This is a genomic window from Ornithobacterium rhinotracheale DSM 15997, assembly GCF_000265465.1.
Lineage (GTDB): Bacteria > Bacteroidota > Bacteroidia > Flavobacteriales > Weeksellaceae > Ornithobacterium > Ornithobacterium rhinotracheale.
Map to the genome: position 1 here is coordinate 1,653,292 of NC_018016.1, position 22,357 is coordinate 1,675,648.

Annotated in this window: 31 protein-coding genes and 1 tRNA gene; 9 read left to right on the forward strand and 23 right to left on the reverse strand. The window is 35.1% G+C overall.

The genetic code is table 11. The features are described from left to right. Positions 1–25: 25 nt before the first annotated feature. Entirely contained in the window at positions 26–271 is a 246-nt protein-coding gene (locus ORNRH_RS07875; RefSeq protein WP_014790218.1) for a hypothetical protein, read from the reverse strand. Positions 272–488: 217 nt separating this feature from the next. Between ORNRH_RS07875 and ORNRH_RS07880 the strand changes: the two genes are divergently transcribed. After that, positions 489–565, forward strand: a tRNA-Asn gene (locus ORNRH_RS07880). Positions 566–707: 142 nt separating this feature from the next. Here ORNRH_RS07880 and ORNRH_RS07885 read toward each other — a convergent pair. Beyond that, positions 708–1,043: a hypothetical protein gene (locus ORNRH_RS07885; RefSeq protein ID WP_014791334.1), complete on the reverse strand. Its 336-nt coding sequence runs from the start codon at positions 1,041–1,043 to the stop codon at positions 708–710. Between the two features lie 296 nt (positions 1,044–1,339). On the opposite strand from ORNRH_RS07885, the gene ORNRH_RS07890 reads away from it, so the two are divergent. Both ORNRH_RS07890 and ORNRH_RS07895 read left to right on the forward strand, forming a co-directional pair. After that, positions 1,340–1,582 carry a hypothetical protein gene (locus ORNRH_RS07890; protein ID WP_014791335.1) on the forward strand — a complete coding sequence of 81 codons (243 nt, stop codon included), beginning with the start codon at positions 1,340–1,342 and terminating at the stop codon, positions 1,580–1,582. A 114-nt stretch (positions 1,583–1,696) separates the two neighbouring features. Continuing rightward, the gene (locus tag ORNRH_RS07895; protein WP_014791336.1) at positions 1,697–2,245 is read left to right on the forward strand and encodes a YceI family protein; all 549 of its coding nucleotides are present in this window, start codon (positions 1,697–1,699) and stop codon (positions 2,243–2,245) included. Between the two features lie 51 nt (positions 2,246–2,296). Here the strand turns inward: ORNRH_RS07895 and ORNRH_RS07900 are convergent, their stop codons facing one another. Genes ORNRH_RS07900 through dusB form a run of 3 tightly spaced genes read right to left on the reverse strand, consistent with a single transcriptional unit; the run spans position 2,297 to position 4,884 of the window. Continuing rightward, positions 2,297–3,199, reverse strand: coding sequence for an NAD-dependent epimerase/dehydratase family protein (locus ORNRH_RS07900; RefSeq protein WP_014791337.1), 903 nt, complete (start codon positions 3,197–3,199; stop codon positions 2,297–2,299). Between the two features lie 11 nt (positions 3,200–3,210). Continuing rightward, on the reverse strand, positions 3,211–3,876 hold the full coding sequence (locus ORNRH_RS07905; protein WP_014791338.1) for a phosphoadenylyl-sulfate reductase: 666 nt from the start codon (positions 3,874–3,876) through the stop codon (positions 3,211–3,213). 27 nt (positions 3,877–3,903) lie between these two features. Continuing rightward, positions 3,904–4,884, reverse strand: a complete 981-nt coding sequence (dusB, locus tag ORNRH_RS07910) for a tRNA dihydrouridine synthase DusB (protein ID WP_014791339.1) — start codon at positions 4,882–4,884, stop codon at positions 3,904–3,906. 222 nt (positions 4,885–5,106) lie between these two features. Here dusB and ORNRH_RS07915 point away from each other — a divergent pair, with 222 nt between their 5' ends. From ORNRH_RS07915 to ORNRH_RS07925, 3 genes are all read left to right on the forward strand, one after another. Next, a complete protein-coding gene (locus tag ORNRH_RS07915) occupies positions 5,107–6,876 on the forward strand; it encodes an FISUMP domain-containing protein (protein WP_036601839.1) in 1,770 nt (589 codons plus the stop codon). A gap of 183 nt (positions 6,877–7,059) precedes the next feature. Continuing rightward, complete coding sequence (locus ORNRH_RS07920; protein WP_014791341.1) at positions 7,060–7,269, forward strand: AtpZ/AtpI family protein; 210 nt, start codon at positions 7,060–7,062, stop codon at positions 7,267–7,269. After that, positions 7,266–7,649, forward strand: coding sequence for a hypothetical protein (locus ORNRH_RS07925; protein WP_014791342.1), 384 nt, complete (start codon positions 7,266–7,268; stop codon positions 7,647–7,649). The genes ORNRH_RS07920 and ORNRH_RS07925 overlap by 4 nt, the downstream gene beginning before the upstream one ends. Here the strand turns inward: ORNRH_RS07925 and ORNRH_RS07930 are convergent. The 14 genes from ORNRH_RS07930 to ORNRH_RS07980 all read right to left on the reverse strand — a co-directional run bounded on the left by ORNRH_RS07930 (position 7,639) and on the right by ORNRH_RS07980 (position 16,079). Continuing rightward, complete coding sequence (locus tag ORNRH_RS07930; protein ID WP_014790518.1) at positions 7,639–8,613, reverse strand: IS30 family transposase; 975 nt, start codon at positions 8,611–8,613, stop codon at positions 7,639–7,641. The two genes, ORNRH_RS07925 and ORNRH_RS07930, sit on opposite strands and share 11 nt — an antisense overlap. Further along, the gene (locus ORNRH_RS07935; RefSeq protein ID WP_014790517.1) at positions 8,613–8,942 is read right to left on the reverse strand and encodes a hypothetical protein; all 330 of its coding nucleotides are present in this window, start codon (positions 8,940–8,942) and stop codon (positions 8,613–8,615) included. Before ORNRH_RS07935 ends, ORNRH_RS07930 begins: the two co-directional genes overlap by 1 nt. A gap of 133 nt (positions 8,943–9,075) precedes the next feature. After that, positions 9,076–9,285: a hypothetical protein gene (locus ORNRH_RS11985; RefSeq protein WP_014790516.1), complete on the reverse strand. Its 210-nt coding sequence runs from the start codon at positions 9,283–9,285 to the stop codon at positions 9,076–9,078. Then, positions 9,285–9,770, reverse strand: a complete 486-nt coding sequence (locus ORNRH_RS07940; protein ID WP_014790475.1) for a hypothetical protein — start codon at positions 9,768–9,770, stop codon at positions 9,285–9,287. The genes ORNRH_RS11985 and ORNRH_RS07940 overlap by 1 nt, the downstream gene beginning before the upstream one ends. Further along, positions 9,763–9,936: a hypothetical protein gene (locus tag ORNRH_RS12355; RefSeq protein ID WP_014790229.1), complete on the reverse strand. Its 174-nt coding sequence runs from the start codon at positions 9,934–9,936 to the stop codon at positions 9,763–9,765. Before ORNRH_RS12355 ends, ORNRH_RS07940 begins: the two co-directional genes overlap by 8 nt. A 17-nt stretch (positions 9,937–9,953) precedes the next feature. Then, positions 9,954–10,691, reverse strand: a complete 738-nt coding sequence (locus tag ORNRH_RS12420) for a hypothetical protein (protein WP_014790264.1) — start codon at positions 10,689–10,691, stop codon at positions 9,954–9,956. Positions 10,692–10,742: 51 nt separating this feature from the next. Continuing rightward, the gene (locus tag ORNRH_RS11670; protein WP_014791343.1) at positions 10,743–11,534 is read right to left on the reverse strand and encodes a hypothetical protein; all 792 of its coding nucleotides are present in this window, start codon (positions 11,532–11,534) and stop codon (positions 10,743–10,745) included. Continuing rightward, positions 11,524–11,997, reverse strand: a complete 474-nt coding sequence (locus ORNRH_RS07955; RefSeq protein ID WP_014790226.1) for a hypothetical protein — start codon at positions 11,995–11,997, stop codon at positions 11,524–11,526. Before ORNRH_RS07955 ends, ORNRH_RS11670 begins: the two co-directional genes overlap by 11 nt. Before the next feature lie 320 nt (positions 11,998–12,317). Then, positions 12,318–12,737, reverse strand: a complete 420-nt coding sequence (locus ORNRH_RS07960; protein WP_014790512.1) for a hypothetical protein — start codon at positions 12,735–12,737, stop codon at positions 12,318–12,320. A 23-nt stretch (positions 12,738–12,760) separates the two neighbouring features. Further along, positions 12,761–12,925: a hypothetical protein gene (locus ORNRH_RS12360; protein WP_014790223.1), complete on the reverse strand. Its 165-nt coding sequence runs from the start codon at positions 12,923–12,925 to the stop codon at positions 12,761–12,763. Positions 12,926–12,945: 20 nt separating this feature from the next. Further along, a complete protein-coding gene (locus ORNRH_RS07965; protein WP_014790262.1) occupies positions 12,946–13,713 on the reverse strand; it encodes a hypothetical protein in 768 nt (255 codons plus the stop codon). Between the two features lie 7 nt (positions 13,714–13,720). Then, positions 13,721–14,371, reverse strand: a complete 651-nt coding sequence (locus ORNRH_RS07970; RefSeq protein ID WP_014790221.1) for a hypothetical protein — start codon at positions 14,369–14,371, stop codon at positions 13,721–13,723. 240 nt (positions 14,372–14,611) lie between these two features. Then, positions 14,612–15,775, reverse strand: a complete 1,164-nt coding sequence (locus ORNRH_RS12365) for a rolling circle replication-associated protein (RefSeq protein WP_014790511.1) — start codon at positions 15,773–15,775, stop codon at positions 14,612–14,614. A 58-nt stretch (positions 15,776–15,833) separates the two neighbouring features. Beyond that, positions 15,834–16,079, reverse strand: a complete 246-nt coding sequence (locus ORNRH_RS07980; protein ID WP_014790218.1) for a hypothetical protein — start codon at positions 16,077–16,079, stop codon at positions 15,834–15,836. Between the two features lie 126 nt (positions 16,080–16,205). On the opposite strand from ORNRH_RS07980, the gene ORNRH_RS07985 reads away from it, so the two are divergent. The 3 genes from ORNRH_RS07985 (at position 16,206) to ORNRH_RS07995 (ending at position 18,382) form a co-directional block, all read left to right on the forward strand. After that, the gene (locus ORNRH_RS07985; protein WP_014791344.1) at positions 16,206–17,411 is read left to right on the forward strand and encodes a PDDEXK-like family protein; all 1,206 of its coding nucleotides are present in this window, start codon (positions 16,206–16,208) and stop codon (positions 17,409–17,411) included. A gap of 2 nt (positions 17,412–17,413) precedes the next feature. Then, a complete protein-coding gene (locus ORNRH_RS07990; RefSeq protein ID WP_014791345.1) occupies positions 17,414–17,773 on the forward strand; it encodes a hypothetical protein in 360 nt (119 codons plus the stop codon). Between the two features lie 132 nt (positions 17,774–17,905). Further along, entirely contained in the window at positions 17,906–18,382 is a 477-nt protein-coding gene (locus tag ORNRH_RS07995; RefSeq protein WP_036601859.1) for an RHS repeat domain-containing protein, read from the forward strand. 60 nt (positions 18,383–18,442) lie between these two features. Here the strand turns inward: ORNRH_RS07995 and ORNRH_RS08000 are convergent, their stop codons facing one another. Genes ORNRH_RS08000 through ORNRH_RS08015 form a run of 4 tightly spaced genes read right to left on the reverse strand, consistent with a single transcriptional unit; the run spans position 18,443 to position 22,322 of the window. Next, positions 18,443–20,323: a monovalent cation:proton antiporter-2 (CPA2) family protein gene (locus ORNRH_RS08000; RefSeq protein WP_014791346.1), complete on the reverse strand. Its 1,881-nt coding sequence runs from the start codon at positions 20,321–20,323 to the stop codon at positions 18,443–18,445. A 3-nt stretch (positions 20,324–20,326) separates the two neighbouring features. After that, positions 20,327–20,932: an NAD(P)H-dependent oxidoreductase gene (locus ORNRH_RS08005; protein ID WP_014791347.1), complete on the reverse strand. Its 606-nt coding sequence runs from the start codon at positions 20,930–20,932 to the stop codon at positions 20,327–20,329. An 8-nt stretch (positions 20,933–20,940) separates the two neighbouring features. Next, positions 20,941–21,615 carry a ZIP family metal transporter gene (locus ORNRH_RS08010; protein WP_014791348.1) on the reverse strand — a complete coding sequence of 225 codons (675 nt, stop codon included), beginning with the start codon at positions 21,613–21,615 and terminating at the stop codon, positions 20,941–20,943. Between the two features lie 38 nt (positions 21,616–21,653). Next, positions 21,654–22,322 (reverse strand): copper homeostasis protein CutC, encoded by a 669-nt coding sequence (locus ORNRH_RS08015; protein WP_014791349.1) that lies wholly within the window; start codon positions 22,320–22,322, stop codon positions 21,654–21,656. Positions 22,323–22,357: the final 35 nt, after the last annotated feature.

Genomic DNA, 22,357 nt, shown 5'->3' on the forward strand with positions numbered 1-22,357 from the left:
ACTTGAGACGAGCCCACTCAAAAGCCTATCGGCTTTCTATAAAAAAATCGGTTTCTTCTTTTTTCACAGCCACACGATGATATAAAATATCCTTAGGTTTAAAAGTTATCCACGAACGACCAGAAAATAATACCTCAATATTATTTTCTTGTTTCAACACCTGTACTACAATACCATATTCATATATGTACTGCTTAGGTTCTAAATGATTTACGGGAATGGGTACAAACTTCTGTACTACCAAAAAAGGTCTGATTTCTTCTCTTTGCATACGCTTTTAGTTTTAAATTATTTAAGCGTTGCATTTGTGTTTTGAATGTAGGAATTAAAAAAAAATCGAGAAATAATTTGCAGAATTAAAATCTATGCGTATATTTGCAATCCGTTTGAGAGAAGTCAACGGTTGAATTGAAAGAAATAAAAAAATAAAAAAAGTTTTGCAGATTAAAAAATAGTTTTTATATTTGCAATCCCAAAACGAAAGAAAAGCCTTTTTAGCTCAGTTGGTTAGAGCATCTGACTGTTAATCAGAGGGTCGCTGGTTCGAGCCCAGCAAAAGGCGCCACCAAAAGCACTGAATTTTCAGTGCTTTTTTTGTTTTATGATATTTTGTTTTTTTGGAAGGTTCATTCGAATTTAATTTTGCAATAAAAATGCAACAATGTTGATTGAAGTGGGATAAAAAAATAGGGGAATGTTACCCCCTTTTAATCAATTAATCTTTTTGATGTTCTTGTGGCGAGATTAAAAATCGCAATTTGTCCGTTTTCAATTCCCATGCGTGTTGCTTCCTCTTCATCTTCCACTAGCATTACAGCGTCCAGATAAAACTTTCCATTTTTCAGTCCACCACCCACAATGTTTGTGGTCTTTTTGGCAATTTCAATCACTTTTTTCAAATCCTCATCATTGAAGTTGTTTTGAGTTTCCTTCAGTGCTACGCACCAAAATTTATCCTTAGGCTCTTGCATGGTGTTCAGGTCGATGGTAACGCCGTTAGGATTTTCAGCCAAGATTTTTTTAATTTCCTCATATCTTTCCATTTCAATTTTTGGGCGGTTTGTTCATTCAGTTGCCCGCATCTGATTTAGGTTGATAATTGCAACGCAAAATATATAAATTGGCTTTGCGAAACAAGATAAAAAACGAATATTTTTTAATTTCATTTCTTAGCTCTGTATTTTTCAGGGGAGAGTTGATTTGTCGTTGCAAAAAATATTAAATCAATGTTTTTTATTTTTTTATCCGAAAAAAAGAAGATTCTGTAAAAAGAAATATAGAATAAATAGGCAAAAATTTCGATTTTTGTGTGTTTAAAATTTAAATTAAATCTTTTTCTATGAAACAGATCATCATTCAGGCAGATGCCTTTTTTAACTTGCTCAAAGAACGAGAGCAATCGATGTGGGAGGTTTTTTCTCAATTGATTAAAAATGGAGAGAAGCAGGAGCTTATTTTTCTGAACGATAAAAAAGAGGTGTTGTTTGCTTATATTTTGCCCGAAACGCTGGAGGAGCTTAGGAAAGATCAAAAAGTTTTTGCCCAAGAGTTTATGCAAAAATTAAAACAAATGGAAAATTAGGGCTAATTGTTTTGTCTACATTTAATTAAATTTAAAATTTAACATTGGAAATTGTGGATTTTTAAAATTTTATGGCTAAATTTATGACAAGAAAAAATCAAAAAATATTTTGTCATGAAAAATTTATTTAAAATTAGCCTTGCTTTTGTTTGCTTATTTTTTGTTTCAATGAGTGTGAAAGCACAAAAAATCGTTTCAAGAGATGTGAATATCACCATTACAGGGACTTCTACCTTGCACGATTGGGAAATGATTTCTGATAACGGAGTCTTTACTGCCAATGCTGGCAATAGCTCCATCAACGATGTTAAATTTGTGTTCCCTGTGCGTTCGCTCAAGAGTGGGAAAGCTGCCATGGATCAAAATGCTTACAATGCACTGAATGCGGATAAGTATAAAGAAATTGTGTTTAAAGCCCTCACTATTGATACTTTAAGCGGAAACACAACTGTAAATGGCTCAATCACGATAAATGGTGTGACTAAGGCGATTAGCGTGCCTGTAAAGGTTTATGATACCGATCGTGGATTTACGATTACTGGTTACATCATGATGAAAATGACTGATTATAAAGTGGAGCCTCCTGTGTATATGTTTGGAACCATTAAAACTGGAGATGAAATCCGTATTCAATTCAATATTTCTACAGAATATGTGAATTAATATTTATTTGAAAAGAAAAATTAAAAGGCTCGCCATTGGCGAGCCTTTGTTTTATAGCTTAAAATTGGATTTAAAATCTTGTAAGCATTCCAAAACGCGTGCTTTGAAATTTTCGTTGTGAGTAGGGTGGTAGAGCGAAGTGATTTGATAGCTACTCATTTTTTGTTGCGTGTTTAAATATTGGAACTCTAGATTTTCAAAGGATTCTAGTAAGATATCTCGCACAGTATTTACCGATTGATTGTATTCTACCAAATTCTCGATTTTAGGCTCCTCTTGGAAAGCTGCTTGTGCCAAACGCTGAGTTACGGTGTCGAGGTGCACAAAAGGTGTGATGTTTTCCCCATTGCCGTTGATTTTAATTTTATTGTAAAGCAGTGCGTCGAAAATTAAATTATTAATCACGCTGTCGAATCTGAACATCGGATTAAACCCAAAGACATTGGCAATTCTAAAAATGCAAACATCCATTTCGTAGCGTAGCAATTCCAAATATTTTTCGGCGTTAAATTTAGAAACGCCATAAGCATTCTGTGGCATAGGAGGCGTGTCTTCGTCAGCCTCAATGTCCATTCCATATACTGCGCCAGAGCTAGTGAAAATTACTTTTTTAGGCGAATTTTCTTGCAAAGCATTTACCAAAGTTGCCGTGCCGAAATGGTTGATTTGCTCGTAATTAAAATGATCTCGATAAGAATACGGAGACTCCACAAAGGCTGCTAGATGATACACGACATCGATGTTTTTTAAATGCTTTTTAAGTTCAAATTCATTTAAAATATCGCCTTTTATGAATTTAGTTTTATTTAATTTTTCGCCAAGGATAAAGAAATTTAAGTTTTGGCGGTAGAGGTTATCAAAAACTATGATTTCTTCTACTTTTTCGTTTTGCTCAAGGGCGCGTACCAAATTGTATCCAAGGTATCCTGCGCCGCCAGAAATAAATATTCTCATCGATAATTTTTTTATTTATTTAAATGAATGCCACATTCAGTTTTATTGCTCCCAGCCCAGCGTCCGCCACGCTCGTTTTCGTCGTGCACACTTTGCGTGCAAGGGAAGCACCCAATGCTGAAGAATCCTTTTTCTTCTAAAGGATGTGCGGGCAAATTATGTAACTTTCGGTATTCGTAAATCATTTTAGAATTCCAGTCTAGAATAGGGTGGTATTTGGTGATTCCTGATTTCTGTTTTTCAAAATAATCCAATCCGCTTCGGAATTTGGTCTGGTCTCTACGCAGTCCCGCAATCCAGATGTCGTAATCTTGGATGCTAGTATTGAGTGGTTCTACCTTGTTGATGTGGCAACAATAGTCGGTATCGCTGGCGTATAGAAACTGTCCGTCTTCGTTCACTTGCTGGTGTTTAGAAGTTTTTGAGCGAACATTTTTTAAGTTTAAGCCCCAATCTCTCACGATTTGATCTCTGAAAGCGTAAGTTTCGGCAAAATGAAATCCCGTATCGATGAAAATCACGGGCAAATCCTTAATTGCTCGGGTGCTGATGTGTAGTAGTGGCAAACTATGCGTTTGGAACGATGAGGTAATCATGATGCGTTTTCCTTCCGAATGCATTTTTTGCAAACATTCGGTGATTTCGTTCACCGCAGAATCTAAGTTAAAATCACTCATAACCTTAGTGCGTATCAAAAATTGTTCTTAAGATTCGTATTCTTTAATAATTTTAGACAAAACCTGAAATAAGTCATCTTTATTATCGAGAGAAACTAACTCTTTTCTAAATGATTTAAAATGCTGAATGCCCTTAAAATAATTGGAATAATGTTTTCGCATTTCCAAAATTCCTACTTTCTCGCCTTTCCATTCGCATGAGAACTCAAGGTGTTTTTTCACGGCGTCTACGCGTTCGGCAATGGTAGGCGGAGCGAGCAATTCTCCCGTTTTTAGATAATGTTTGATTTCTCTAAAAATCCAAGGATACCCAATCGCAGCGCGCCCGATCATAATGCCATCTACACCATAACGATTTTTGTATTCTAAAGCTTTTTCAGGCGAATCAATATCTCCATTTCCGAAAATCGGAATGTGGATTCTTGGGTTATTTTTCACTCGTGCAATTTCCGACCAGTCGGCTTCGCCTTTGTACATTTGTGCACGAGTTCTGCCATGGATAGAAAGTGCTTGAATGCCTACATCTTGCAATCTTTCGGCAACTTCGTAGATATTAATGTTATCGTGATCCCAGCCCAAACGAGTTTTTACGGTTACGGGTAGTGAAGTAGATTTCACTACCGATTCGGTAAGGCGAACCATTAAATCTATATCTTTTAAAACGCCTGCACCAGCACCTTTGCACACGACTTTTTTGACAGGGCAACCAAAGTTGATGTCTACCAAATCGGGTTTCACGGTTTCTACAATGCGGGCAGAGAGTGCCATCGCCTCCTCATCTCCCCCGAAAATCTGGATTCCTATGGGGCGTTCGTAATCAAAAATATCTAATTTTTTCTTGCTTTTGATAGCGTCTCGTATGAGTCCCTCAGACGAAATAAACTCCGAGTACATTAAATCTGCGCCATTTTCCTTGCACACGCGTCTAAACGGTGGGTCGCTCACATCCTCCATAGGGGCGAGCAATAATGGAAAGTCTGGCAATGTGATGTTTCCTATTTTTGTCATAAATTTGGGCAAAAATACAAATTAAGTGGATAATAGATGTGAATTATTGATAAAATTGATTATTAGTCTTGTAGTTCTTTAAATGTTTTGTAGTTTTGCGGCTTTTTGCATTGAGGTGTAAAAATCTTTGAGCTAAAGATTTGCTCATCATTGATTTGAAAAAACAATAAATTGAAAATATTTTTCAAATACGATAAAATTATGAATTTAAAATATATGAATATGAAACAGAAAGTTTTGCTAGCATCAATGTTTGTTTTTGGCTTTCAAGCTTTGAGTGCCCAAAATGATGGTAGGGTGGGAATAGGTACAGAAGACCCTAAGGCTATATTGGATGTCCTTTATAATAGCAAATTATCAGCAACACAAGCTCAAGGTGTTATTTTTCCAAAATTAAGCTCGGATCAGAGAAGTGAGTTCCAAAATGTAGAAGAAGGAACCATGATTTATAATACTACAAGGAAGTGTTTAGAAATGTATTATGGCGACCAGGTAGGATGGGAATGTTTTTGTTCGTGTGGTGTAGGAACTAAAAAAGAACTAATTGTAAGTGCAAGTGGCTTTGGTGGTGCTTTTATGGAAGATGCACCCTCTGGAGAAAATTTTGTGAAATTTACGCTTAGAAATAATACCTCTAAGCCAATTAATAATCTGAATCTTTCAAATGCTGTAACTTTAACAAGTGGAGTGACTAATATTCCAATAGAATCGGGGCAAAATAGCGATGTAAGTATAGAGCCAGGGCAATCGGTTGTGCTATCGTATAAATTTTTAGAAAAACCAAAATTAGGTTCTCCTTTAAAGGCTGTTTTTAGCTATGATAAAGACGAATTTAAGCTTAATGCAACGCAAGAGATTAATAATACGAGACAGCAAGAAAAACTTAAATACATACTTTCTTTACAGTATAAGGAAAAAACAATTCAAGGATTAATCAATAATACAACTAAAAAAGCTTCAATTAAAATCCCATATTCTCAAGGAGAGGGGGCTTACAAAAGCATTAGTGTTACGCAAAAAGCGGCACCAGGAGAAGATGGGAAAACACCACAGCTTACGCTTATAATTCCAGAGGGAAATCTTGCTGGTTCAGGGGTTTTAAATGCTGAAGTAGCTTCAGCTGAAGAATATAAAATAAAACTACTTCAGCCTGATGAAGAGTATGAAATTGCAAAATTTGATTTTCCAATCAACGGAACACAATTTGTAGTTCGGTTGATCGCAACAGGTGGAGTAGCAGATAAATGTCTTGATAAAACTACTCTAGATTGTGTAGGGTATGGTTCGTCGGAAAAGGAACATGAATTTATTTACATGCCTATGCAAGGGCCCGATGGAAAGATTTGGCTAAATAACAACTTAGGGGCAGAGTATACAAGAGTGGGGGCTACAGAATTTAACCCAGAAACACAAGCCGCAAATAAAAAAGATTGGAAAGCGTATGGTTCTTATTTCCAATGGCAAAGAAAACCAGATGGGCATGAATTGATGAAATGGGATACTTATACGAACAATCTATCTGGACCATCGCCTAAATATTCAAATACTAACACTTTGTTTGATTCTTGGACGAATCCTAATAGTAATAAATTTTTCAATAACGGAAGTTCATTGACCTGGGTGTCAGGAAAAGCTGGGGAAATTTATAACTTGTGGGAAGCAAATGGTAGTAATACCCCATGTCCTAAAGGCTATAGAGTTCCTACTCAAGATGATTTCGTCGCTTTACACAAAGCTATAACAGGTTCTTCTGATGCACTGTCAAATAATTCAATGTGGAATGAAGATGTCCTTAAATTAACTGTTCCAGGCTGGCATAATTGGTCTAATGGATTCTCTAAATTTAACTTAGATGGGTATTATTGGTCTAGTTCGCATATTGATAATTCACATGCGTGGACACTTATGTTTAATGAGACTGAAAGTGATCCCGCAAGTGGTGATGCTAGATCTATGGCAGATGGATTCCCTATTCGTTGTTTGAAACAGTAAATGTTAAGTATAAAATTTGAATAAAATTTTAAGCCAAATCAGTATACTGATTTGGCTTTTTTTTGTACTCTAGAGATTAAATGATTGTCTTGATAAATACTAAAATATGTTTAATTTTGAAGGCACTAGAGGTATGTTAAGTGAGGAGGGAATAGAAATATAGTAAATGTTAAATAAAGTTAAATGAAAAGCAAAAGTAAAAATACATGGTTACAATTAACCTCGGTAGGAATTCAAATCGGTGTGGTGATGTATCTAGCTGCATGGGCAGGGCGGTGGTGTGACGAGCATTATCAAACCGAATCTAGCTGGTTTACGCTAGGTTTTACGATTGTAGGAATGCTCATTTCTATATTTTTTTTGTACGAATTAGTTAAAAATACTAATAAATGAAAATTGGTTTAAAAATCATAATAGCCTTAATTATTGCCCTTTTTCTACATTTTCTTTGGAGCCAAAGCGTAGGAATTTTGCCTGAAAAATGGTTTGAATTTCAGTTTTTTTGGATACTCTTGTTCGTCCCATTTCAGGTGGGGCTGATGATTGTTTTAAATAAAAAATCTGATTTTGTAGGTTTTTATTTCATGGGAGCTCTTTTGGCAGTCATTATTTTCGCCAAAATCATGATTGAATATTTTTTTAATCTCTCGGAATTTACTACATTGCAACGAAATATTTTAATCAGTTCGTTTTTTCTATACCTATTGGCTTCGGTGTTTTTTGTTTCTCGAGAACTAAACGGAGAAAAATTTAATGCTAGATTCAACCCCTAAATGCAACATTATCCACAAAATTAAAAAAAACATCACGAGGCTTGCAAAACTTTAACACTTTAAACGGTCTATCGTTTATCTCTTTTTGCACCGATTTCAGATTATTAGCGGTACTTTTTGTAATTGCCGAACCTTTTTTTACATATTGTCTAACAAGTTTGTTCATATGCTCAATTTGTCCCTTTTGCCAACTAGAGTATGGATTTGTAAAATAAATCTTTGATTGCAATTTCTTTGCCACTATCTCATGACTTGCAAACTCCAGCCCATTATCCAATGTTATTGATTTGACCACTTTTTTATATGGAAGCAGCACATCATTCATCGCATTTGCCACAACATCTGCACTTTTACTAGGTAAATATCTAATAAATAAAAACCTTGATACTCTTTCCGTAAGTGTCAGCAAATAACCCTTATGATTTTTGCCCTCTATCAAATCACCCTCCCAGTGTCCGAACTCCTTACGCTCATTCACAACCTGCGGGCGTTCTTCTATACTTACGCGGTTCTTTATTTTTTCAACTATTTTAGAAACTTGCGCCTTTCTCTTTTTCAAAGCGTGACGGCAATACTTATACAAATAACCTCCCTTTCGCTTATCCTCTCTTATATATTGGTAAATCCTCTCAACTGATACCATTTCCAGTCCCAGGCTTTTACAATAACCGACTATTTGGAGCGGTGAATATCTTTTATACAAAAATTGTCTTACTCTTTTCTCAATTTCTTTTGTGAACCTTCTATAACGCAAAAAACGCTCTTTCTTTTCAGAATAGAGCGTCTGTGCTGTCTTTGCTTTATATTTTCCTTTTTTCGTTCGGTTCCTCTTTACCTCCCTGCTTATAGTAGATTTATCCCTTTTCAGTTCACGAGCTATTTTCGAGATAGACCAGCCAGCTTTTAAATAAGCCTCTATCATCGCCCTATCGTGCAAGTCCAAATGCTTAAATCTCCGTGCCATTAGTCTATATATTTAGGTTCAACAAGACTAACTTGATAAAATAAACGATTTGGAAACTCACCTATATATGGATAGATGAAATAATTATAATAAGCCTTTTTTTGCTTTTCACCTTTTGGATATGAGTAATCCTCATAATTTTGCCAAAAATAAATAACCCTATCTCGAGTATATCCATCATCACCAAAAAAGCTTTTTAACTCTTTTTCAATGTATTTTATCTGTTTTTCAGTGTAATACTTTCTAATTTCTTTATAAGCCTCTTTGCTTTGTCCAAACCCAGCGGTTACGGCTAAACATAGTCCAAATGATAGTAAGATTTTTTTCATGATAATAATTTTAAGTGATTTTTAAATATGTTAATACCATTATCAAAATAAATGCCAAATATTGCAAAGCAAAAAGATAAAAAAAAAGAAACCACACCAACAAAGGTGCAGTCTCTCTCATTATTATAACAAACTAATTTAAAAACCTCGGTATATAGTTTCCGTTATAGAAGCGTCTTAAATACTCCCCAGTCCTACGGTCATACACATTAAAATATTTCCAATCTCTAAACTTGGAACTATCAAGCCACTGGCTAAACTTATACAAATCATGCACATATTGCATTTTGAATACCCCGAATGATCCGAAAACTATACAGCTATAATCGTTCTTATGGCTCATTATTCAATGCCCCTTATTTCTTCATCTCCATTATATAAAACAAATGGTCCTGATCCTTTATAATCAAATTCCTGTCCAGATTCTAATTGGCATACTTCATTACTGTACGGATCTGGTACATCTAAATAAACTCCAACAAATTTACTAGTACTATTTCTAAAGTGATATCCGTTTTTATTCTTCGTTACAACAAAACCATCATAAAAAGTTCCAACATTATAACTTAACAAAATCGCTGAATTTGAATCATATCCATCTATAAAATTTGGTAAATCTTTCACAGGTTCTCCGTCCAATGGTATCAACCTTTTATAAATAACATAATGAGACTTGTCAATCAAATAACGCTTAAATGCATTAGCGGTATAAAAATATGGACCTACTTGATAATAACAATTATCCGATAAATCAATTGTAGAAACCTCTCGACACAAAAGCTCACTCCTAAACTTTCTATTATCAATAACTATCACACAATCACTCATCTTTTTTATCTTTTAAATCTTTAATTTTCTTTTTTGCAAAGCTATACGCAAAATCAAGCACAATAGCCAATAAACTTGCTAGAAGCGGTTTTAGCTCATCAAACGAAACCGCCCCCGTAAATCCTAATATACTATAAATCTTTGTCCTATCTACAAAATTTGTCATATCTCTTTATTTTTTGTTTAACTCAATTGTTCAAAACCCCCATTACTATCAAGCTGAATATTTGAAACCTGCGCCTTTACATATCCCAACAAATCTATATAATGCCCATGCTCAACAAGATATTCTTTTTCCCCATCATTATAACTCTGAATTACACGTGTAGTTTCACCATATAAATTTAATACCCTGCAATGCCCAGTTGATGGCATTCTAAATAGAGCAAGTCCACCCATGCCAGTTATTTTAACTTTCTCGGGCTCCTCACAATCATAATGAAATTTTACAGGAACTTCACTTATTTGGTTGCAATTATTTTTCTTCTCAAGCAACTTCTTTCTAATTTCTTCTTGTTCTTTACGCTTTCTTTCTTCCTGCTCCCTTCTCTTTTCTTCCTCACATTCAGAACAAAAATCATTTGCCTGCTCCTCCTGCAGTTTTTTAACCACATCACTTTTTACTGGTATTTTTCCCTTCTGTTTTTCTGATTGCATCATATCATCAACTTTTTGACTAAATGCTTTTTCATTTCTCACTGCAGAACCGCCTTTTGCAAAAACCTTATCAAACTTTGGTTTTTCTACTTTGGGCAAACTCACAGGTTCCTTGAATTTATTTGTATCCAGTGGCAACAAGGAATTATCTCCTGTGCTTACTTTCTCCTTTATACTCGTCTTTTTGGTCAATCTAAATAATAGATAGATTATTAAAAAGATGAATAACCAAAACTTAATTTTTCTTTTTTCTCGCTGTGTCATCTTCTAAAAATTTATTTAACAATTTATAAAACGCCATTCCATTTGAATTTATTAAGTGGTTCTTATTTTCTTAGAAACATACTCACCATAATTTAAAATCATTCTAGACTTAGAAAATTCCAAACTATTTTCTGGCATAACTCTATTTAAATTATAACCATTAAATAAAGCACCTTTCCAATGCATAAATGCACAAACCATATAATTAAAATTCATATCAAAATCCCTCGCTAAATCTGGATTTGATACAGCGTCAACCCCATTAACCTTCGAAAACTTTTCATACAAAAATCGTCCAGTAAGCTGACACAATCCTCGTCCTCTAAAAGTATATCCATCTTCAAAAGATTTATTACCAATCTCTTTACCTTTTTTTCCTCCATTTCTAGATTTAGAAGAATTACCATATCTATATCCAAAATAATTTCTAGGTGTATATTTCAAATCACCAAAATAATTTTCATTCCACCATTTACGACTTGGCTCCTCGTCTAAAACTTCATTATAATGACATTCTATCATTATATTAGCAAGAATAGCCGCCATGTGATTGGTTTTCATTTTACCACTTTTCACTAATGACAAAGCCTTTTCAAATACTTTTTTCTCAATAAATAAATTTGAACCAGCATCAAAACCATTTATTTGTAGACGCTCATCTTTATATTTTTCAAAATCTAAATTTTCCACAATATCAACGCCCACAAGTTCCAATTCTCCAAATTCCACTTTAGACTTTGGTTTTGATATTTTATAAGCCCACCAACTTCCAGCTAGCAGGGCAATTGCTTTTAAATATGTCATTTTTTTATCTCTTCTTTTATTTCTTCTCTTATTGCCCATATAACGATTTATTAAATTTATCCAAAACCTTTTGCCACTCTGGGTGAAGCTTTGGTTTTGGTGCGGGTATCTTAGGTTGATTATTTAACTTTGGACTTGGTGCGGAGCTCTTAGGTTGATTGTTTAACTTTGGTTTTGTCTTAATTGGAACAATACTTTTCCCCAACTCTATCCCATATTCCAATGGAGTTTTAAACGTTCTTACACCATGTGTAACATAATAAGGGTCAAAGGATCCAACCGAAAAAAACATTTTAAACATTTCAGACCAAAATCTAAAATTTGTCTTCACAAACTGTTCTGTAGTTTTTTCCTTTAAAACCAAAGGCTTTGCATCCTCCATTTTTTGTTTAACAACAGTTACAACTCTATTAAATCTACGAACTAACAAAAATATTATAAAAGCTATCAGCGATAACGCCAATAGCTTACTATTCTTCATCAAATCACTTAAAAACTTCATCCTTTAAAACTATCTTTAATGTGGTCCTTCAACACATCTGATAACATAATCATTCCAATGTAAACCACTGCAATTAAAACACTTGTAATTAATTTACTTGTCATCTCTCAATATTTTACCACATATGTTCCTTATCCGTAGGAACACCCGCAAGTTCTTCTTCATTCAAGTACTCTGGCTCGTTGCCCTCCACATCATCAAAAAGCGTATCTATCTCTTTTTTGCCTCATACGCATGGTGCAAGCAAATTTTTGCACATTGCACATATTTCAACAATGTTGGAATACTTTTCATCAAACTTCTAATATTTTTAAACATAACTATCTAGTTTTAATTTGTCCGAAATATCCACCATTAGGTGCTTTAGTTGAAATTACCATTCCTAGCTTTTGTAAATACACTTTTCCAGTATTCACATTGAAACTTGCTATTTCTAGAACCTTTGCGCCTGTCTTTTTGTAAAATACCTCAAACATCGTGGTTATAAATCTATTTCCAGTGTTTGGAGACTCCGAGCGCACACTCTTAGAGTTTTCAAATGCTCTAACTGTGATTAGTCCTCTTTGCTTTGAATAATTCCAAGCCGTAACATAAAACCTTCCATTCTTGGATTGTCCAGCTTTAGCCCCAGAATGTTTTTTAGGTTGTCTCTGATTATTATAACCTCGGTCATAACCTCGGTTAAAATTAGGGTTGGGATTTCCACCCCAACCATTACTATATCCATTATTATACGCCATTTCTATACTTTTTTAGTTAATAATTACCAGCCTCTTCTTTTTCCTTTGATTTTAATCCAGCCCATGTACACGGATAAAATCACTGCTCCCAATCCTAAAACCAAAAAGGTCGCAATACTTGTCCCTGCACCATTACCACTTAATGGCTTTAGTAAAAAACTATCAACTTTTGTTATTAATTCTTTCATCTTTATTTTGTTTTTAAATGTTATTTTTTCTTTGTTAATAAATAAATCAATGCCCCTCCTAGTAATAAATACAAAATGTTATTGTCATTTCGCCCAACATGTCCAGTAGCTTTTCCATATACCTCCCCGTCTGTTACCGCAGGATACGCACCTTCTGTAGGCATTCCTGTTTTAAGTGTTTGATCCTTACTAGGTCTGTAATCCGATGAACCTGCTTGGCTATCTGCTTGTCTTTCAGCATCTGTTTTTTCTCTAAAGAATGGCACGCGCAAAACTTCCTTACTCACGGCATCCCCTCTTGAAGTGTCACGGAATGGGAAATTTAAGTTTACATCAGTTCCTTTTGGATATTCCTTATCACCAACATAAGTAAATCTTGTCTGATACTCTTTCAGCATTCTACCATATGCCTCTGTTATCATTGCAGCTAGTGCCTCGGTACCTTTACGCGTACAATCTTTTCCCCATGGAAAACCACTTGCACAAACTTTTAAATAAAGTAACGCCTTATTAAAATTGTCAGCACTGGCTACCTTAGTAAACCCAGATTGTTCAATAATCCATTCAACGATTGTGGTTCCTTCTTTCATCGCTCTACTAGGCGACCAGCTCGAGCCCCAACAATGCAAATCAAAGCCGTTTGCCAAAACGCTATCTAACCCCCCAGTTATCTTACTTAATACACCGCCTACTATCTTTCCTCCAAATTGACCAAGAGAGGAGCCGGAGGCGTTACCGCCCCCCACACTTCCAATTAAACTACTTACCGCTGTTACTGCTCCAATCATTTCAATATTATTTTGCGTCTAACAAATAGAATGTAAATTCTTCTCCTACATTTTTATACACTGCTAAGGTGTATAAGCCTGTTAAATCCAATGCAGGTAATTTCGATAACTCATCAATCCTTGCATTTTTTGCATAATCAAGTTGTAGTTGCGAAATCCTTGTTTTGCCCTGTGCATTGATAACTTGCAATTCATTTGGTGTCTTTTCAGCTACCAAATAATCAAATGCTAATACATCAACATCCTTTACAGATATATTTTGGTCAAGCTTCACTTGTTGCACATAAATAGGCTCTGCACTTCCAATAGCCTCAAATGTTTCTGCAGTTACATTCTGTGCTTGTCCACCCGATACATGGAACTCAATGTAAGTTTTGTCACCTAATGGCAAACTTCCAGATTTAGAAAAAGGAATTACCGCTACTTTGTCGCTACCAATTGTTGTTTGCAATTTAACAAAATGAACGCCCAACAATTCTGTAAATAGCTTAACGCTCATCTTTGGCACCAAAACCTTTTTAGTAAAGGTTTCATCTACTAGGTAAGACTCAATTTGCACCTGTCCGAAATCGGTACTTGAATTACCTTTTAAAATCAAACCCGCTGCACTTTCCTTAACTTCCAGCACCTCGGTTGCTTTTGCTAATGTTACTCTCATTTTTATATCTTATTTTAAATTTCTGAAACAAAGATATTAAGCATGCAAAAGCACTTTTTAAAATCTAGCGATTTTTACCACTTTTAAGCGATTTATACCAATTTTTGACACTAATCATCAAAATATTTTTTTACGAGCTTTAGCGTTAGATATTTCTTTTTATAGTGGCTTAAAATATCTTTTTTTATCATGCGTGCAGTGGAATAGCTTACGCCTAAATAATTAGCTAGCTCCTTAGCACTAATTATTTGCAAGTTCTGTGTATTGTTTTTCATAAATTAATTGGATTAACTGGTCTAAATTTATACTCAAATCGGTATCTAATAACTGTCTTATGGCTTTATTATAAATTTTTAAATGCTCGTTTAATTTTTTATATCCCTTGCGGATCATCTGATATACTTTACCTTTATACAACTCTACAAATTGAATAGCAGTAGGCACATACTCCAATTTTCCCCGCAAGTGGTTTAACTCCTCTAAATAACTGCTAACTTCAAAATTTAAATAATTGAGTTTTTTTACCTTATTTGATGCGCCCCACACCGCACCAATTACTGGGCGTTTATTTTCTTCTTGCTTTAATAGATATTTCACCACATACGCAACTATATTTCGTTTACTCTTTGGCGTTTCAATTTTAGTACTTGGGGGATTGCTCCAACCCATTTTTTTATTACGCTGGTAAGCTAGTATGCAGTCTTTTTCTGATTTATAATTTTTTGAATACTTAGCCATATATTCTTTAGCCGTTAAGCGGTTCATCTTTTCAGAATATCTATCAACATAACCATATTTATTTATATACTGGTTCCATATGCGCTGAATATCCTCACGAGGGATTTTCGTGTCAATCAACACATGAAAATGCAAATTTCCATTCTTTTGAGTTTCAGCTTTCCATAAATAATTTTTCAAGCCATAGACCTTTTTTAAATGGTCAAGGTATTTAGCCAGTATTTTACGCAACACTCTATCATGGTGTATTTGCGCACTGGGCAAGGTCAAGGTTACAAAAGATAAATATTTGTCTTTATTTGATTTAGTTGCGTCAGCAAATAAAATAGCATACTTTTTTATATTCCTTACTTGAGTATCCGAGAGCGTTCCTAAATCCTTTAAAACATGCCCTTTCTCATTATACACTTCTTGTTGTTTCTCCTTATACAACTCAACACACTTTTCAGCATATTTAACAATTGAACCAAACTCTGAAATATCATCTAGTGCGTTTAACTCATCTAATTCTGTTTTTTCCTTGTTTAGATTTTGGCGTAAAGTAGGAGCATAGCCTACTTCGTAATTTCGTAAGTCCATCACATAACTATAATGCAATAGGCTAGTAGGTCTAAGCTGAACCTTTTCACACAAATAATAATTATTAACCTCTTGATATTGTCGCATTTACAGGGATTTTTGCCGTTAGATTTTACCGATACTTGAGACGAGCCCACTCAAAAGCCTATCGGCTTTCTATAAAAAAATCGGTTTCTTCTTTTTTCACAGCCACACGATGATATAAAATATCCTTAGGTTTAAAAGTTATCCACGAACGACCAGAAAATAATACCTCAATATTATTTTCTTGTTTCAACACCTGTACTACAATACCATATTCATATATGTACTGCTTAGGTTCTAAATGATTTACGGGAATGGGTACAAACTTCTGTACTACCAAAAAAGGTCTGATTTCTTCTCTTTGCATACGCTTTTAGTTTTAAATTATTTAAGCGTTGCATTTGTGTTTTGAATGTAGAAAGTGGTAAATATGTGTAAAAATTATAATATTAAAATAAAATTATCTAAATTTGATTGATTAAAAATTAAGCTTATGGATGAAATAAAAAATCTACTGAATAAAGTAGGAAAGATTAAAAAACATAACGACGAAATCTTGGATGCCACGGGAGCACGTTTCAATGTTTTTGGATTGTGTGGAGTTGCGCATTATGAATTGATGCATTCAAGAATTTTGGGCGAATTTTTAAACCCAAAAGGTTCACATGGTTTAAAAAATGCTTTTCTAGATGAATTTATAGAAACGCTTAATCTATTGCCTAATAATGAGGAGGTGGTAGCCTTAGACAAAGAAAAAGCAAAATTATTTTTGGAATATTACACTCCTGAAGGCAGGATTGATATTCTTATAGAAGATGGCGAAAATGCTTTAATCATAGAGAATAAATTATATGCGCAAGACCAAAGTCAGCAATTGTCTAGGTATGATGATTTTGCAAAGAAAAATGGATATAAATATTCAATTATTTATTTAACCTTAGACGGCTGTGATGCGTCTGCACAAAGTTGTACAAGTAATGATAAAAAACTAGTTGAGTATATCAAAATTTCCTATAAAGACACGATAATTAATTGGCTGGAGAATTGTTTGAAACATGCCGTAAAATACCCATATGTCAGAGAAACAATAGCACAATACATTAATCATTTAAAAACATTAACTCATCAAGATATGAACGATAAAAATAAAGAAGAGGTTTGCAAAGAACTCGAAGAAAATTTAGTAGCAGCAAAAGCAATTTACGAAAACTATGGTGCCGTATTTACTAAAATTGCAAAAGAAAAATTTATGACCAAAATCCAAGAGTATTGCGAGAAAAATAATATGCAATGCAAGTTTGATAGTGCGGCAGAAGAATACATTTGTTTCTCGGTCTTCGGGGGAGTTTTGCCACAAGATTTGAAAATATATTATTGGTATGATAAAACATCAAAGTACTATTATGGCTTATATACAACAAATAGAGCTTTATATGATAAAATCTTTAATTATGTGCAATTAGAAAAGGCTAAGCCCATAGACGGGGCTAAAGATAAAGATGCTAAGTCTAATGAAAATGAAACTTTTATTAAGAGAGGAACATCAGGAGGTAATTATCCAATATGGTTTAACTTAGAATCTCTAACAATTGATGATTGGAATGAATTAAAAGCTGAGAGTAAAAGATTTGCAAGTCAATGTATAGAGCAAATTCAATTTCTTATTAAGATAGCTCAAAAAGCCTTAAAAAATGAATAATTATGAGTGCTGACACGTTAAGCAAAAGATTGGTAGCAAAAAATAAAAGCTATTGTTCTTCAAGTTTGTTTTATATCAAGAGCTCTATTTTTAATAAGAAGCAGCAATTGTCCAATGAGGTTTATTCTGTTCATAACTTAGGATTTGGTGGTTCTGGCAACAAAATATATGTCTACGACGAGTCTGGAAATATTACAAAAATTGATATTCTCTTAGATTATGCACCTAAGCGTTCGGGGTATTTTTCGATGGTAATGGACTTGCCTAGTCGTTACATTCAAACCAGGGGTGATGATTTTGTGCAGTCGCATTTTTATAAAACATTTGAGTACGATGACCAGAATAGATTAATCCAAGAGTAGAATTTTAAGGTAGGCGAAGAAGGTGATGAGCTCCTGGAAACTATCAAAACATTCTATGTAAATCAAGTTTTTGAGATTGAAGAAAAAGAAGAAAATACCCATTATAGATTTATAAATGAAGAGGGACTGCTATTGCAAGAAGTTTTTGAAAATGGAGGCGTTTATGAGTATCAATACAATAGTAAAGGCTTATTGATTAAGAAATCTATGAAAATAAGTCGGCACCAAGAGCAGACAGAGGAATATAAATATGATGAAGAAGGTAGATGTGTTTTTAAATTAACGAGATTCATAGATTGGGTAACAGATAGGAAATGGAGCGAAACGGAGAAATATGAATTTAATGAAAAAGGTCAAAAAATAAAAATGATTAGCTTTTTTGATACTCATCAAAGTAAAACACGACCTGATAATGATGTTTTTCACGATTATACCTATGATGAAAAAAATGGAAATTTAATTCGAATTACACAAAAAAATAGCCAAGGAGAAACATTGAAAGTTGAAAATTACACCTACGATGAAGACGGAAATCTAATAAAAGAAAACAAGAGAGACGGAGAAAGTGAAAAAGAAGACATTATAAATTATAATTACATTTACTTTTAAAAATAAGTCATATTCTTTATCCTAAAACCCCACAAAATCGGATTTTGTGGGGTTTTTAGATTATACTTGATTTTCTTCGTTCAAGTAGTCTCGTTCCCATGAGTGGTCTGTAGCTGCCTCTAGCACATACAAGTCGTTTTTCAGTAAATCTTCTTGACTTTCAATTTCTTCTTTGAGTGTGGTGAAGTAGGCTTTTTTATCATGTCTTCTTGCCGCAAGTTTTTTAGTCGTTTCAATGTCGTATTTTATAAATCTATAGCCCTGTCTTGTTGCGGTGTATTTTCTAAGCCCAAGAGCTACTAAAGCATCAACGCCTAGCGTAACGGCAGAGTAGAGCGTATCTCGGTAAAAATCTTTGATGCCTAAATCTATAAATTGGTAAGCATCGTATCGGTTTCTGGCACGAGTCATTACCTTTACATGTGGGAAATTTTTGCGCACTACCTCCATGAGCTGAATATTCACTTCTGGGTTATCTACTGCGGCAATAAAGAGCTTAGCCTCATCCAGTTTAGCTGCCTTTAGTACCTCTACACGCGTGGCATCGCCATAATACACTTCGTATCCCATTTTGCGCAAAATGTCTACGCGTTCCGAGTCGTGGTCTAGAATCGTAGGCGAAATATTATTGGTCTTAAGCATACGCCCGATAGTTCCTCCAAAATGTCCAAAGCCAGCAATCACAACTTCGCTTGGGCGTTGAATTTCGTCAGAGAAAACTTCCTCATCTCGTTTTGATTTAAATTTAGTCCCAATTTTAGGCTCTAAAATCCTTTCATTAAATAATAATAAAAACGGTGTCAAAAGCATACTGATGGCAATGATCGCCATAACGATATCCGAAGTTTCTCGATTCACAATGTCCAACTGGCGAGAGAAACTCATAATCACAAAACCAAATTCTCCCGCTTGGCTTAATGCAAAAGCAAACAAAAGGTTTTGATCCCAAGATTTTTTGTAAACTTTCCCAATTAAAAAGAGAATAAAGAACTTAACGGTAGTTAGAATTAAAACAAAAATCAATACAAACCATGGGTGTTGCATGATCAGTGGAAAGTTCACCGAAGCACCTACGCCGATGAAAAATAGCCCCAAAAGTAACCCTTTGAACGGTTCTATATCGCCTTCTAATTCATGTTTAAATTCAGAGTTTGCCAACACTACTCCTGCGATAAATGCACCAAGCGCAGGCGAGAGCCCCACCATTTCCATTAAGTAGGAAACACCCATAACTAAAAGTAGAGCAGAGGCGGTGAAAAGTTCTTGTAAACGGGTTTTTGCAATAATTCTAAGCAGGGGTTCTATGATGTATTTTCCTGCTAAACTGATTAATCCAATCGAACCAATTACAATAAGGGTTTGTAGCCAGTTGGGCAAACCTTCGGTGAGAACGGCTGAATTTTCAGCCTTAAGGCTTGCGCCAGAAACCGCCAAAAGTGGAATTAATGCCAAAATTGGGATTACGGCAATATCTTGAAAGAGCAAAACTGCAAACGATGAGCGGGCGGCAGAGGTGTTGTTTAAATTCTTTTCGCTAAGCGTTTGTAGCACAATCGCTGTCGAAGACATCGTTAGAGCCAAAGCGATGGCGATAGAAGTTTGCACGCTCCAGCCAATTAAAGTCACCATAAGCAGGGTGAGCACCGTTGCCGTGAGCAGTAGCTGGATAGCTCCCATGCCTAAAATGAATTTTCGCATTTTCCAGAATTTCATAGGTTCTAATTCTAGCCCTACCAAGAATAACATCATTACCACACCGAACTCAGCAAAGTGCATTAAATCCTCGCCCTTCTGCCCAATCCACCCCAAGATATAAGGACCGATGAGCATTCCTGCAAAAATGTATCCTAAAACTGAACTTAATCCTAATTTTTTAGCCACTGGCACGCAAACGATGGCTGCCGCTAGGTAGATGATGGCTTGTAATAAAAAACTATCCAATGCTTATTGTATTTTATGTTGAAACCAGTCGTTTAAATAAATGAAATCTTTTAATTCTGAATCAAAAATTCTGAATTTAGAAATATAATCGAGCAAAATGCCATAGCGAGCACCTTTTTCTTCCAAAACTTCTTCAGAAACATTGTTCACATCGTGGAATACAAATGGGGGCAAGTAGCGCATGCCACACATTAATGCAGTTTGAGAAAAAGGCTCGAGCAAATCGGGGATAGTATGTTTCTCTAATCCCGTAGGGCAGTAATTTTCTCTCGTTCCTCCTGTGGTGATTACTTGCAAAAGCGTTTTGCCTTTCAAAGCGGCACCACACTCTCCATACGCCCAATCGTAGACCAAAACCATATCGATCCATTGCTTTAAAAGGGCAGGGCAAGAATACCAATACAACGGGTGTTGCCAAATAATGATGTCGTGCTCCAGGAGCAATTCCTGTTCCCGAGCAATGTCTACTTCAAAGTTGGGGTAACATTCATACAAATCGTGAAATGTGAAATTGTCTGAATTTGGAATATTTTGATTGAGCACTTTATTGGCGCGAGACTTTTCGTACAAAGGATGTGCGAAAATAATTAAAACTTTATGCTGTTTCATAGATTTATTTAGTGTGAAAATATAATTGCTAAAAGAAAGCCTAAAACCACCATCGATAATTTTTTGAACTTAAGTTTATGTCCCTCTACACTTTCAAAAATAATCACTGTAGAAATATGCAAAAAGACACCTGCAGCCAAAGCAAGTGCATAAGTCAATAAATGGGGTGGTAAATAATTTCCTACTATGTACCCAATGGGAGAAGCTAAAGCAAATAAAAGCATGAAAATGCCAATTTTGAAAGAGCTGAGTTTAGATTTAGAAAGAAATACAAAAAGCACCATAGCAACGGGAACTTTGTGTATGAGGATAGCCCATAGCAGATTGTGCCCATCGGGTCTTTGTAAAGGCACGCCCTCGATCAAAGCGTGAATAAAAAGCCCCAGAAACACACTGATCGGGAAGACCTCATGATCTTTACTGTGCAAGTGCCCGTGTTCAGCACCTTTTGTAATTCCCTCCAAAATGATTTGAATCAAAATTCCTAAAAGCACAAAAAGTCCGATTTTGCTTGCTGCTAAATCAGATGTGTATAAACTCGGAAAAACCTCTGCGATATTTACCCCAAGTAAATATGCCCCACTAAATGTGAGGAGTAGTTTATTTAGTAATTTATTGCTTCCCAGCAAAAGCCCCAAAGCCGCACCTAATGCTACGGCAACAATCAAAAAAATAATCTCCATGCTCGTAGGCAAATTTACTATTTAATTTTGGTAAATCGCTATTTTTCTATGGCTAGTTTTAGGGCTTTGATTTCGTCTGAATTAGCAAGGTCTTCACCTTTTCTAATGGCTGATGAATGATAAAAAGGTGCTTTTACAATTTTAGCAATTTCACCAATATTGCTTGAGCGAACGCCTCCTCCTGGCATGATGTCTATCTGGTTTCCAAATCGTTCTTGCAATTGTTTTAAAACAGCAATTCCTTCTGGAGCAGCGTTGCAATCTCCTGAGGTTAAAATCGTTGAAAATCCTAATTTTATTACTTTTTCTACCGATTCTATGATGTTTGGCGTGTGGTCGATTGCTCGGTGGAAACTGCAAGGTTTGCCTTCGCAGGCGGCAACAAGCTTTTGGCAGTTTTCTACATCGATGTTTCCCTCTTCGTCTAAAGCTCCAAACACAAAACCATCGGCACCTAGTTCTCCAAAGGTTCTGATGCTTTCAATCATTTGCTTGATTTCATTTGGCGTGTATACAAAATCTCCTCCCCTTGGTCGAATCATGATGTAGACAGGTTTTTTGCTTTCTTTTTTTACCGTAAGGTAGTCTTCCACGCTTGGAGTAGTGCCACCTTCGCTAAACCCTGCGCAGAACTCAATGCGGTCTGCAGGAGAAAGAGCTGCAATAAGAGCAGACTCTAAATTAAAACATGCGATTTCTAGTTTCATAATTAAAATTGATTTTATTATTGGGTTGAAGTTAC